Origin of the sequence: Moritella sp. F3, assembly GCF_015082335.1 — a bacterium.
Classification (GTDB): Bacteria; Pseudomonadota; Gammaproteobacteria; order Enterobacterales; family Moritellaceae; genus Moritella.
This window is the reverse complement of record NZ_BLRL01000004.1, coordinates 99,053-112,353: the sequence shown is the minus strand read 5'-3', so window position 1 is coordinate 112,353 and position 13,301 is coordinate 99,053. Positions and strand designations below refer to the sequence as shown.

13 protein-coding genes are annotated in these 13,301 nt (G+C 42.8%); 8 read left to right on the top strand and 5 right to left on the bottom strand.

All coding sequences use genetic code 11. The features are described from left to right. Positions 1-115 precede the first annotated feature (115 nt). Positions 116-607, bottom strand: coding sequence for a GNAT family N-acetyltransferase (locus JFU56_RS09050; RefSeq protein ID WP_198436970.1), 492 nt, complete (start codon positions 605-607; stop codon positions 116-118). A 128-nt stretch (positions 608-735) separates the two neighbouring features. Here JFU56_RS09050 and arfB point away from each other — a divergent pair, with 128 nt between their 5' ends. Beyond that, positions 736-1,149 carry an alternative ribosome rescue aminoacyl-tRNA hydrolase ArfB gene (gene arfB / locus JFU56_RS09045; RefSeq protein ID WP_198436969.1) on the top strand — a complete coding sequence of 138 codons (414 nt, stop codon included), beginning with the start codon at positions 736-738 and terminating at the stop codon, positions 1,147-1,149. On the opposite strand, the gene JFU56_RS09040 is transcribed toward arfB, so the two are convergent. The 4 genes from JFU56_RS09040 to hrpB form a co-directional block, all read right to left on the bottom strand. Continuing rightward, positions 1,139-2,455 carry a peptidoglycan DD-metalloendopeptidase family protein gene (locus tag JFU56_RS09040; RefSeq protein WP_198436968.1) on the bottom strand — a complete coding sequence of 439 codons (1,317 nt, stop codon included), beginning with the start codon at positions 2,453-2,455 and terminating at the stop codon, positions 1,139-1,141. The two genes, arfB and JFU56_RS09040, sit on opposite strands and share 11 nt — an antisense overlap. Before the next feature lie 137 nt (positions 2,456-2,592). Beyond that, positions 2,593-2,883, bottom strand: a complete 291-nt coding sequence (locus tag JFU56_RS09035; protein ID WP_198436967.1) for a DUF1294 domain-containing protein — start codon at positions 2,881-2,883, stop codon at positions 2,593-2,595. Between the two features lie 152 nt (positions 2,884-3,035). Further along, the gene (gene rlmF / locus JFU56_RS09030; protein ID WP_198436966.1) at positions 3,036-3,986 is read right to left on the bottom strand and encodes a 23S rRNA (adenine(1618)-N(6))-methyltransferase RlmF; all 951 of its coding nucleotides are present in this window, start codon (positions 3,984-3,986) and stop codon (positions 3,036-3,038) included. A gap of 75 nt (positions 3,987-4,061) precedes the next feature. Then, complete coding sequence (hrpB, locus tag JFU56_RS09025; RefSeq protein WP_198436965.1) at positions 4,062-6,572, bottom strand: ATP-dependent helicase HrpB; 2,511 nt, start codon at positions 6,570-6,572, stop codon at positions 4,062-4,064. Between the two features lie 113 nt (positions 6,573-6,685). Between hrpB and JFU56_RS09020 the strand changes: the two genes are divergently transcribed. From JFU56_RS09020 to panB, 7 genes are all read left to right on the top strand, one after another. Then, a complete protein-coding gene (locus JFU56_RS09020; protein ID WP_198436964.1) occupies positions 6,686-7,945 on the top strand; it encodes a sugar fermentation stimulation protein in 1,260 nt (419 codons plus the stop codon). A 61-nt stretch (positions 7,946-8,006) separates the two neighbouring features. Then, a complete protein-coding gene (gene sfsA, locus JFU56_RS09015) occupies positions 8,007-8,714 on the top strand; it encodes a DNA/RNA nuclease SfsA (RefSeq protein ID WP_198436963.1) in 708 nt (235 codons plus the stop codon). Positions 8,715-8,868: 154 nt separating this feature from the next. Beyond that, positions 8,869-9,312, top strand: coding sequence for an RNA polymerase-binding protein DksA (gene dksA, locus JFU56_RS09010; RefSeq protein ID WP_019440751.1), 444 nt, complete (start codon positions 8,869-8,871; stop codon positions 9,310-9,312). Between the two features lie 96 nt (positions 9,313-9,408). Then, entirely contained in the window at positions 9,409-10,287 is an 879-nt protein-coding gene (gene gluQRS, locus JFU56_RS09005) for a tRNA glutamyl-Q(34) synthetase GluQRS (protein ID WP_198436962.1), read from the top strand. Positions 10,288-10,467: 180 nt separating this feature from the next. Next, entirely contained in the window at positions 10,468-11,967 is a 1,500-nt protein-coding gene (gene pcnB, locus JFU56_RS09000) for a polynucleotide adenylyltransferase PcnB (RefSeq protein WP_206759244.1), read from the top strand. Then, on the top strand, positions 11,957-12,481 hold the full coding sequence (gene folK / locus JFU56_RS08995; protein ID WP_198436960.1) for a 2-amino-4-hydroxy-6-hydroxymethyldihydropteridine diphosphokinase: 525 nt from the start codon (positions 11,957-11,959) through the stop codon (positions 12,479-12,481). Before pcnB ends, folK begins: the two co-directional genes overlap by 11 nt. Positions 12,482-12,499: 18 nt before the next feature. Further along, the gene (panB, locus tag JFU56_RS08990) at positions 12,500-13,294 is read left to right on the top strand and encodes a 3-methyl-2-oxobutanoate hydroxymethyltransferase (RefSeq protein WP_198436959.1); all 795 of its coding nucleotides are present in this window, start codon (positions 12,500-12,502) and stop codon (positions 13,292-13,294) included. Positions 13,295-13,301 lie beyond the last annotated feature (7 nt).

Sequence of the window (13,301 nt, the reverse complement as noted above, 5' to 3'; positions counted from 1 at the left end):
CCTAGAGATTGCATCAAATACGCTTAAGATATGATCGAATACGAACTCATAAAACGGCGTAACAAAGAATCGCTAGTTTACCCTGTTCCCTCCCCGTAACTCAACCAGTGCAAGGTTATTTAACGGCCTTGCGCATATATAATTCATTACTCGCCAAGTCATCAACCATCCCAGACGGCTTTATCGTTTGCTGCTTAAACCCTGTGTTTTCATAGAACTTGATGGCATTGATATTATTAACCATCACGGTTAATTCGAGCTGTTGTAATTGATGTAGACGAGCCCATGCCTCAACCTGTAATAATAACTGCCGCCCGAGTCCCCGGCCGATACTCGCTTGTTCAATACCAATAACCAATGAGACACTGTGACGATCCCCACTGATATAGGCGGCGATACCAATCGCAAAACCAAGTAACGGTTGATTCTCAGCCTCGATGACATACAGCACTTGTGTTGGCGAGTTAATAAATAACGCCAGATGTTCACAGAGTTCAGCGGCACTATTTTGTTCACCCATTGCCATAAACGGCGTTTCAGTATTCAATTGGGTAAATAGGATGGATAAGGCGTGTGCATCACTCATCCTGACCGGTCTAATGATCATAGAAATACTCTCACTGAGCTAGAAGATAATAACGGCAAAAAAATTGAAAATTAACAATCGCAGGAAACAGGAGTATCATAGGCAGATACTCAAACGACTTCAAGAACTACAAACACCAAGGTTTATTAATGCTCGTAATCTCTAGCAATGTGTCAATTCCCGATTCAGAAATTGATATTCAAGCCATTCGCGCACAAGGTGCAGGCGGTCAAAACGTGAATAAAGTATCAACAGCGATTCATTTGCGCTTTGATATCAAGGCTTCGTCATTACCGGAGTTTTATAAAGAAAGGTTATTAGCACTACGTGATCATCGCATCACCAAAGATGGTGTCATTATAATAAAATCGCAAGAATCTCGCAGCCAAGATTTTAACAAGCAGGTAGCGTTTGAACGCTTGGTCGAATTAATTAAACAAGCGACAGTGATCCAAAAAGCGCGTCGTGAAACCAAGCCAAGTCGTAATGCCAAAAAGAAACGTATGGACACTAAGACTCAGCGTGGGAAGACTAAAAATATGCGTGGTAAAGTTAGCTTTTAACTTCATCCCATGCGGCATGGTAATTACTTAACGCCAGTTTGAATGCCGCTTGCTGCTTTTTCCCAATCGCTGTTGCAATCGGAATATCAGCCGTCATGGCATTCACTGCTCGGCCACGTAAATGTAGCTCATAATGCAGATGTGGTCCGGTAATACGACCACTGTTGCCTGATAACGCAATTTTCTGCCCACGTTTCACTCGTTGACCTTTACGTACTAGCGCCTTACTTAAATGTAAGAAACGGGTACGATAAGTTTGGCCATTTGAGATCTCGATATACAAGCCTGCATACTTATGATTAAGCACGCGTGATACCACACCATCGCCAGTGGCGAAAACAGGGGTGCCAATCGGCGTTGCAAAGTCAGTACCATTATGCGGACGTAATAAACCCGTAACTGGATGTAAACGTCTTGGATTAAAGCTCGATGATATACGGTATTTACTGCTCACCGGACGACGTACAAAGGCACGTTCAATGCTTAATCCCGCTTCATCATAATAAGTACCTTCATACAAATAAGCACTAATATTACGGCTGCGGTTATTAATACTCACCGCTTCGATACGATTTTCACCCGAGCGCTCATCACCAATGTATTGACGCGATACCAATACTTTAAACGTATCGCCGATCTGTAAATCACGACTGAAATTAATTTTATCTTTTAATAAACTGGCAATAAATTGTGCTTCAAATAACGATAAGCCAGCTTTTTTCGCAGAGCCTGCAAAGCTGTATTCTACCTTGCCTATATAACTGTGCTCACGCCACTCACCATCAAGGGTTATTTGCTCAAATTCAAAACCATTATCGCCAGCGCTAGTATAAACCACTTGATGCGCAAGACTGATTTGTAATTCAAGACGTGTTAATAATCCTTCGAATTCAGTGAAAATGAGGGTTTGCCCAGGCTTAATGCTATCTAACGCAAGTACGTTTAAATCCACTTCGAGGATCTGATATAAACTGGTTTGACTTAAACCCAGTTTCTCAAAGATACCGCCTAGCGTGTCGCCTTTTTGGATCACGTAGTTAATCGTTTTCGGATACGACTTGGCTAGCTCTTTGGCAATCGATGCGACCGTCGACTCTGTCACTGTTTCAGCTTGTGTATTAGCGTCATACAGTGGTAATTCAGGCTCGTACGTTAACTCGGTTACGACTTTAGGCGTCGCCTTTATCGTGGCTTTCGTCTCGATGTTATCACCCACTGGTAATAGCGCGACGATAAGCAGCAATGTGCTGGTTAATAGCACCCACATTAGTGCTAGTTTTAATTTATTTTTTTTAATTAACGACATTAATGAATACCCGATTATCGTTCAAAATAGCCGTAATTAGCATAATAAGGCCGAAATGGTATACCACAATAAAACAAAGACCTAGTATAGATAACGTAAAAGTGTGTAAATCAGTGGAAAAATTTGACATCAAACAATCAGCTAATAACGACATAACTCGGGTCAATTTGAAAAATGCCTAATACAATGAGTAAATTACCAGCAACCGTTAACCAAAAAATGCGTTTGAAACTAACTTTACTTTTTTTATGAGAAAAGAGTCTTTGAGCGATCATCGCGCCAGGCCAACCGCCTAACAATGCCAATATATGTAATGTACGCTCTGGTGTTCGCCATGCTTGTCGTTTAGCAGCCCACTTATCTTTACCATATACCAGCAACGTGATGAGGCTCAACACCACATAACTGTAACCAAGCCATACCAACATGTCATCATTCCTTAAGTTATCGTTTGTGGTGAAGTTGAGATTGCCTATCAGGATCTCAGATACAAAAACGGCAAGCGCGATGCTTGCCGTTTTAATCTACCTAAATACTGCACATTCTGCCAGTACCTTAAGCGATAGTTTGCTTGTACTGGTTACCACTGTTCGCTAGCCCACTGCTGTTGCTCGTCAGTATCCATAAAGCTCCACGCTAAAATACGGCTGACTTTTTGACCTTGCGACATTGGGATCACGCGAATTTGTTTAGCGCCAATCGCAGTTAGATGCGCTTCTAACGGTTCTAGGTTTTCACTTTTCGAGATAAGGCTGGTAAACCAAGACACTTGCTGAGAAAAATCTTTACTCTCACTCGCCATGTCTTTCACAAAGCGTAGCTCACCACCTTCACACCAAAGTTCTGTGTGTTGACCACCAAAGTTCAACTTAGTGGTATTGGTTGGCGCTGCTTTGCCTTTGTGTAAATTGATAATTTTACGCTCAGTACCTGCCGCAGCTTCTTCCATTGATGCATGGAATGGCGGATTACACACAGTCACTGAATATTTATCGCTATGTTTAATCACACCTTTAAACATACTGCCCGGTGTTTTTTTCAACACGATTTTAATTGCTTTGTTTAAACCTGGGTTCGCTTGCACAATGACGTTAGCGGTTTTTGCAGCCACTTTATCAACATCAGTACCAACAAAACCCCAGCCATAGCTGCGATGACCAAGAATAGGATAAATACAGTTAGCGCCTGTACCTATGTCTAATGCTTTTACACGTTTACCAGTTGGTACTTCGCCACTATTCATTTCTGCCAACAAGTCTGCAATATAGTGAATATAATCAGCACGGCCTGGAATAGGTGGGCATAAGTAGCCTGCAGGGATCTGCCAATTTGGTACTTGGTAAAAATGTGCTAATAAGGCTGCGTTCAAACATACAACGGCTTTATCATCACTAAAATCAACCGTTTCTTCTCCACGCGGATTTTGCGTTATGTGCGCTTGTAACGCTGGGTATGTTTTAACTAAGGCAGTTAAATCATAACGTCCCTGATGTGGATTACGGGGATGCAATGTGGCAATTTTTTTAGTCATGATAAATCTTCTTTTATTTTGCTGGAACGAACACGGGCGGATAATAGCAGATTCCGATTAATTATGGCTGCTTTCCTACATATGTTTTTTAACCCGGCGGGTCGGCATCGCTTCAAGTGGATTATCTGGCCAATAATGTTTCGGGTAGCGGCCTTTCATTTCTTTTTTGACTTCGTTATAGCTGCCACTCCAGAAACCGAGTAAATCTTGGGTTATTTGCAACGGACGTTGAGCGGGAGACAATAATTCAATCACAATCGGCACACGACCATTCGCAACAGCCGGTTTATTCGCTTGACCAAACATCTCTTGAATACGCACGGGTAAACTCGGGGCATTATTATCGTTATAACGTAATTTAATTTTTGAGCCTGTCGGCACGGTAAAGTGTGTGGGTAACTCTTTATCCAAACGTTGTTGCAGAGACCACTCTAAACGCGATAACAGCGCTTCGGACAATGGTATTTTTTTCATCTGCGCAGGCCCCGTCACGCCCGTTAAGTACGGTAACAGCCAATTTTCTAAATCGTCAATCAAGGCAGCGTCACTGTAATCAACAAAACCTAATTCAGGCAACCATTGATGTGCGCAACGTAAACGTGTCAATAAGGCTCTATGTTGTTCGCTCCACGGTAATACAGACAGACCCGCCTTACGAATACCGGCCAGTACTGCAGTTTGTTTTTGTGCAGGGCTGATATCGGTTAATACTTTACGGGATAACACTAACTTGCCTAAACATTGACGCTGCTCAGCAATCAGTTTTTGCGCTTTTAGATCCCATTGCACAAATGCTTGCTGGCTAAACAATTGCGGTAACCAAGTCTGTAACTCTGCGAGATCGATAGCACAGGCGTTATACACCATGGCATCTGCGCCTTGTTCAGTTAATGACAAATCAGCCACAACCATTAATTCGGCACTGGTTAAACTAGCATCGTTCATCAATTTAACCCCGAGGCCGTTACTTAACATATACAGCACATCTTGCCCGTGGCCAGCTTGTCCGCGTCCAGTGCTATCACGACGCTGCGCGATACGATCAGGATACGCTAACGCTAATAACAAGCCGGTATAGGCATTCGTGCTCGCGCTATGACTACTCTGTTTTATAAAACTAAAACGCTGCGCCCACTGCTGCGCTTGGCGTTGTGCTTGCTTAAATTGCCCCGCCGCCATCTGCTGCAGTGCAAAGTCGAGATCAAGTGGTAAGCGTTCACTGCCTTCGAGTAAAGCAATCAAACGGCAGGCTAACCAGCTAATACCTGGTAATTCAGCTTCCCATGTTTGCGCCGTTAATAACATATGCGCTAAACGGGGAGACATACCAAATGCGGCTAACGCTTGGCCATGTTGACTGCAACTACCCGATTCTAACGCGCCTAAATCAGTGAGCAAACCTTCAGCATAATCGACATTGGCCAGTGAAGGTTTATCTAATAACGCCAGTTCCGCAAAGCTATTAACGCCCCACACTTTTAGCTCTAAACACGTTGAGGTTAAGTCTGCGACAAGAATTTCTGGTTCTATTTGCGCCTCTAAGCGGCTATGATCTTCTTCCCGCCATAACCGATAGCAATGTCCGACTTGTAGTCGCCCTGCTCGTCCAGCACGCTGAGTGGCAGACGCTTGGCTAATGCGCTTTGTTTGTAATCGACTAACACCAGAGCGTGGCGAGAAACTGACTTTACGCTCAAGGCCAGAATCAATCACCACCGAAATACCTTCAATAGTTAAGGATGTTTCCGCAATATTCGTTGCAAGTACAATTTTACGTTGTCCGGTAGGCAAAGGATTAATCGCCGCCTGTTGCTGCTGTTGCGTCAATTGCCCGTACAAAGGCAGGACATGCAACTGGGCATTAACGAGAGCCTGTAATTGTTGCTGACAACGCTTAATCTCACTCACACCCGGTAAGAACACTAAGATATTACCCGCTTGTTGTTGCAAGGCTAATGTTACGGTCGCAGCAATCGCCCCCGGTAGTGCTTGTTTAGCAGTACTGCGCTGTAAACTCATTGGGTGATAGCTATACGTCACCGGAAAACAACGTCCTTCTGCTGTCAATAATTGCGCATCAGGCAATAGCTTTTGCAATCCGTCGGTATCGAGTGTGGCAGACATAACGAGTAGCTTTAAATCATCACGCAGCCCTTGTTGCACTTCTAATGCAAACGCCAGCCCAATATCAGCATTCAATGAACGTTCATGAAATTCATCGAAGATAATTAAATCGTAATCACTGAGTTCCGGATCTTGCTGGATCATCCGCGTTAAGATCCCTTCCGTTACTACTTCCAAACGTGTGGTTTTCGATATTTTGGTATCACCACGCATGCGATAACCGACCTCGTCACCGACTTTTTGTTGCAGCTTCGAGGCCATATAAGTGGCAATATTACGCGCGGCAAGACGACGAGGCTCAAGCATCAGAATACGGCCACTAAAGAGTTTTTCTTGCAGTAGCTTCAACGGTAATAGCGTTGACTTACCCGCCCCAGGTGGCGCTTGCAAGATAACTTGATTGGATGATGTTAAGGCCGTAAATAAGTCGGCTAGTACGGAAGTGATCGGTAACGCTGCCACAAAGGCCTCTCAGGATAAAATAAATTAATCAGTAATCGACGTATTTTACCCTAAAAATACCATCCATTAAATTTAAGTCTATTATTTATAAGGAATAGCAAAAGGAACTTACTATGCGCTTATCCATGCCAATTATTTTATCCTTATTATTGACGCTCAGTTATAGTCACTCAGCGCTTGCCCATGTCGGTTTTTGGTCAAAAACATATACCATCACTCATCAGCTCAGTAATGGTGAAAGCCTTGCCAGTGCCAAACAAATAATGCTGGAAAAAGCGCGAATAAAAGCCAGTTTTGATGTACGCGATTATCAACTAATGAACAAACCCGTCGATCTCACCAACTACAAACAATATGTGCCGATTATTCAAGCCGCCTATATCAAGATCACCCCGCAAAACAAGCCACAGACGGTCAAAGATAAGGATGTCTATAAAGGCAAAGTCTTTGTGGTACAGCAAATACGGGCGACCTTTGACGAACATCATATTGGCGAGAGTATGGCGGTATTACGCAATAACCTCAGCATAGAAAAAAGTCTCATCACCCTTGATAATGAATTCGATAATAATTTAAAAAATTTAGGTGAGATAAAATTAGCCATTGCCGAACCACAAATTTCAACGCAACAAAGTGCACGATTAATCCGTCAACAAGATCATGAGGTCATGCAACTCACCTCGATCCTTGATGATGTGAAACGCTTGTTTTCAGCACATGGTCATAGCCCGAAATTCAATCTCGCACAGTTATTAAAAGTGCGCAGTAGTATTGATAATGAAGTCATCGAGCCTATCCTCAATACCAAAGTACAGACCCGTATAACCAATGTCGAAGAGCTCAGTAATGGCGATGTCAAAGTGCAAGTGCAAGTTGGCTGGACACTGCCAATACATCATATGCGTATTTTGCATAAATACGTGCGTACTGCCGATGTCACTGCGCCGGGAGGCAGTTCAACGTACTTAAAAATGTCACGTTTCTATAATGAAAAAGAACGTGCGCCGACCGTGTTATCTGCCAATATTTACAATTATCTCGCCAGTCAGAAGATTTTTTTTGATGTCTCGATTGGCAGTCAACATCAACGTTTAGGCGTGCTTTATCCAAACGGTGGCGATGTGATGAACAACTGTAATAATCCACTCGCACGGAATGCTGATAGCCCAGACAAAACCTCAGTGTGTATCGTCGAGCAAGTATTTAATGATCAACAGATTTTATCCCAGCCCAATATTGCCAACCCCCTTACATTTACCCTGAGTGCCAATGAAATTAATGGTCAATTGAGCGTAAATGTAAAACAAGTGTGGCAGAAGGCCAGCGATCAAGAAGATAAACAATGGCACCGAGATTTATCTAAATTTAAGTGATGGCTTTATTGCTGCAAAATTATTATGCTCTCAATTAATAACCAACTAATTGAGCCATGCAATGCAATATCCGAGTCCATTACAATCCGCGACATTAATAAAACGTTACAAGCGCTTTCTAGCCGATGTCATTCTTGAAAATGGTGAAGAAGTCACTATCCATTGTGCCAATACCGGTGCAATGACCGGTTGTGGCGATGCTGGCGATACGATTTGGTATTCAACCTCGGATAATCCAAAGCGTAAATATTCCCGATCGTGGGAGCTCACCGAAAAAGCCAACGGCGATATGATCTGTATTAATACAGCCAGAGCGAACCAATTAGCCAAAGAAGCCATTGAATGCGCTTCAATATCACAACTTGCAGGTTACGAAACCCTGCGTACCGAAGTAAAATACGGTAATGAGAATAGCCGCATTGATCTATTGCTCGAAGACAGCCAATTAGGTAAATGTTATATCGAAGTGAAGAGTGCCAGTTTATTGCAAGATGGCTGTGGTTATTTTCCAGATACTGTCAGCGTGCGCGGTCAAAAGCATTTGCGAGAACTGATGGCTGTAAAGGAAAATGGACACCGAGCAGTATTATTATTTGTCGTACAACACACAGGAATTACCACTTTAAAACCTGCGAAACACTTAGATAAGGACTATAGTGATCTTGTTAAGCAGGCCATTAACCAAGGAGTAGAAGTATTCGCATACGCGAGTACAATAGAAACAGACGGAATTACACTGGTAGAACAAATTTCATTCAACTGTGATTAAGATCACAACCAAACTAACCCAAAAGAGGGTGTTGATGAACAATTTTCCAGTTTAGTTTGCGCAGTTTGTGTGTTTCTGGTATTTATACCGCCCATAAATATTGCTAAGCAGTGCTCGGTAATATTACGGCGTAATGCGGACTAGGAGAGATAGCATGCCTGAAGCGAAAAAATTACTCGGTGTTTTAGCCATCGCAGGTGTAGAAGCTTACCAAGAACAACCTGGTGAAGAATACATGGGCGAGAAGCAACGCGATCACTTTAAAAATATCTTAAGTGCTTGGCGTAATGAACTACGTGAAGAAGTTGATCGCACAGTGGTTCATATGAAGGATGAAGCGTCAAACTTCCCTGATCCTGTTGATCGTGCAGCTCAGGAAGAAGAGTTTAGCTTAGAACTTCGAGCACGTGATCGTGAACGTAAACTGATCAAAAAAATCGAAAAAACACTTCAATTAATTGAAAATGATGAATTCGGTTTTTGCGACACTTGTGGTATCGAAATTGGTATCCGTCGTTTAGAAGCTCGACCAACTGCAGAACAATGTATTGACTGCAAAACGCTTTCTGAAATTAAAGAAAAGCAAATGGTTGGCTAATCAGTTTCTACTGACATGATTTTATTGAGGGCTAATTAGCCCTCTTTCTATTTCTAGCCTTTTTTATTTTTAACTCTCGATTTAAGAACTCAATTTATGTCCAATAGCTACGTAGGACGCTTTGCGCCCTCACCTTCAGGGCCACTACATTTTGGCTCCCTGATCGCTGCTGTTGGCAGCTACTTACAAGCCAAAGCCAACCAAGGTACTTGGTTAGTACGAATTGAAGACCTTGACCCTCCTCGCGAAGTTGCCGGTGCTGCAGCCAACATCCTAACGACACTTGAAGCCTTCGGCTTGAATTCTGATCGTGACGTTGTCTACCAAAGCCAACGTACTCGAGCCTATCAAGATGCGATAGCACAACTTAGTCAGCAAGGTTTAACTTATTACTGCCATTGCACGCGTAAGCAAATCCAAGCGCAAGGTACGTTTTATCAAGGTCAATGCAAACACAAACAACTTGCTGCAGAAAATGCCTCGTTACGCGTAACAACCACGACGCCAGTGAATGATTTTATTGATGAACTGCATGGTACAATAGCGATTAACCAGGAACTCGCGGCGGAAGATTTTATTATTCATCGTAAAGATGGTCTATTCGCTTATAATCTTGCTGTTGTGGTTGATGATATTTATCAGGGTATCACCCAGGTAGTCAGAGGCGCAGATCTGATTGAACCGACTGGTCGACAATTATATCTATTTGCTCACTTTGGCCAACCTGCGCCATCATTTTTACATTTACCGTTAGTTAGTAATGCCGATGGCTCTAAATTGAGTAAACAAAATCATGCGCCGGGCTTAGATAACCGCAATGCGAAGGCTTTATTAATTGATGCATTCAAGTTCTTAGCCCTACCTGTTTTTAGCGAACTACAAGATCTTTCGATTCCAGCGCTATTACAATGGGGCACAGAACATTGGTCCGTCAAAAACCTACCCAGACAGAAATCCATCGTATTAAGCCAATAAGGCAAGATTAATACTAAATTTCGTCGACAATCTTTGTCATTTTACCAGTGCAGCGCTATGATAGGCGGCACAAAAAATTCAACCTATTTTAATATTAATTCGAGGTGTACCATTTTCACTCAAATCACTAAATTCTGTAAAAATATACTGAGCAGAAAGCAGCTAGATCAAACGCCAGATGTGCAAGACACAACATCTGAAGCAGCGTCAAATACACGCAAAGATCGTGATTCAGCGAGTAAAAAAGCACCTAGCCAAACGCGTTCTCATGAAACAGCGGTTGCAACACCTGCGCCAGTCATAACGCAAGATACACCTGTTTTAGGATTAAATGAGCTGAAGTTGGAAAAGGGTCAACACCCGGTAAACCATAATTTAATTAGTGAAAACGCCCTAAAAGTACTTTACCGTTTACACAAGTCAGGCTACCAAGCGTATCTTGTTGGTGGTGGTGTTCGTGATATTTTTATTGGTCAAGAACCAAAAGATTTCGATATTGCGACCAATGCTGAACCAGAACAAATCAAAAAATTATTTCATAACTGTCGCTTAGTTGGCCGCCGTTTCCGCCTTGCTCACATCCTATTTGGCCGTGACATGATTGAAGTAGCGACCTTCCGTGGTCATCACGTCGAAGAAGAAAATCAACAAACATCAAAGCAATCTGATGGCGGCATGTTATTACGCGATAACGTCTATGGCACAATCAGTGAAGATGCTGAACGTCGTGATTTCACCGTTAATGCGCTGTATTACAACATTGCCGATCGTGCTGTGTATGACTTTGCAGGCGGCCTTGCTGATTTACAAAGCAAACAACTGCGTTTAATTGGCGATCCTGAAACGCGTTACCGCGAAGATCCTGTACGTATGCTACGTGCAGTACGTTTTGCGGCTAAATTAGATATGCAGATTAGCCCTGATGCTGCAGCACCAATCAAACAACTCGCGAGCTTACTATCAAGCATCCCAGCAGCACGTTTATTTGAAGAAACGCTAAAACTATTTTTAAATGGCCAGGGTTTAGCAACATACAAATTGATGAAAGAACATGGCTTATTTCAGCCATTATTTCCACTAGTAAGCAAGTATTTAAACGAAGACGGTTCAAGTAATTGCGATAAATTCATCGAAATTGCACTAGAAAATACTGACAACCGTATTAATGCTGGCAAACGTGTAACACCGGCTTATTTATATGCAGCTATGTTATGGTATCCACTTGAGGCACTTGCTGAAGAGCGTGTGATCGATAGCGGTCTTAACTACAATGACGCTTTGTTATTAGCAATGAATGACGCGCTAGACTCACAAACGAAAAGCATTGCTATTCCACGTCGATTTACCTCAACAATCCGTGATATTTGGCATCTACAAAGCCGCTTACCACGTCGCCAAGGTAAACGCGCAGAAAAAGCGTTCGAGCATTTAAAATTCCGCGCTGGTTTTGATTTCTTAGAAATGCGTGCAGACATTCAAGGTGGCGATTTAGTTGAAGTCACACAATGGTGGCAGGATTATCAAAGTGCCAATGCCACTGGTCGTCAGAACTTAATTAAAGAATTGAATTCACCTGCAGGTAAAAAAACGCGTCCGCGTCGCGTTAAAAAGAAGAAACCAGCCGCTACAACTATTGTTGATAATAATTCTGATAACAGTGCTGATAACAATGCTGAATAATGTGTCGAAACCTATCGAACAGGGTTATACACGTTGTTATGTCGCGATCGGCAGCAACCTTGCAGATCCTGTCACGCAAGCACAAGAAGCGATTGTTGCACTAGAGACATTAAGTTTAAGTCGTTTAGTGTCGGTATCCTCTCTTTATGCAAGTAAACCGATGGGGCCACAAGAACAACCTGACTATATTAATGCTGTAGCATGTATTGATACGCGTTTAGCACCCATTGCATTATTGGATGCACTACAGCATATTGAAAATGAACAAGGCCGTGTACGTAAAGAACATTGGGGGGCAAGAACCCTCGATTTAGATATCTTACTATACGGTAATGAAATGATGAGTACACCACGCTTAACTGTGCCACATTACGGCATGAAAGAGCGTGAGTTTGTACTTTATCCCTTAGCTGAAATAGCGCCACAATTACAACTACCTTGTGGCCAAGCATTATCCGTATTACTTGAGGACTGTCCTCGTAACGGCTTAGCTATTTATCAAAACATAGAGTAATGTGAAGAAGGATTTCCAATGAGTAAAGTTACCGTATCTAAACTGCTTAAATTGAAAGAAGCAGGCCAGAAGTTTGCATGTATTACTGCTTATGATGCAAGTTTTTCTGCATTGTTTGACGAAGTCGGCATGCCAGTATTACTAGTTGGCGACTCGATGGGCATGGTATTACAAGGCCACAATGATACGCTACCAGTTACTGTTACAGATATTGCTTATCATACCCGCTGCGTACGTGCAGGTGCGACTGAAGCACTGCTTATCTCTGACATGCCATTCATGAGTTATGCAACTAAAGAACAGACTTTAACCAATGCGACAACGCTTATGCAAGCCGGTGCGAACATGGTTAAAGTAGAAGGCGGAGAATGGTTAGTTGATAGCGTTTCAGCTCTGACTGAACGTGGAATTCCTGTGTGTGGTCATCTTGGTTTAACACCGCAGTCGGTACATGTATTTGGTGGTTTTAAAGTACAAGGCCGCGCGCAAGATAAAGCCGATGAAATGGTTGAACACGCACTGTCATTACAAGCCGCAGGCATCCAACTATTAGTGGTAGAGTGTATCCCTGCGCCACTAGCAAAGCGTATCTCTGAAGCCTTAACAATCCCAGTGATTGGTATTGGTGCTGGTCGCGATACCGATGGGCAAATCTTAGTAATGCATGATGCATTCGGTATTTCGAAAGGCTTTGTGCCTAAATTCTCGAAAAACTTTCTCGCCGAAACCGGTGATATGCGTAAAGCCGTTAGCGCTTATATTGATGAAGTTGCTGCGCAGACTTTCCCTGCCGATGAGCACATGTTTTCATAGATTACGC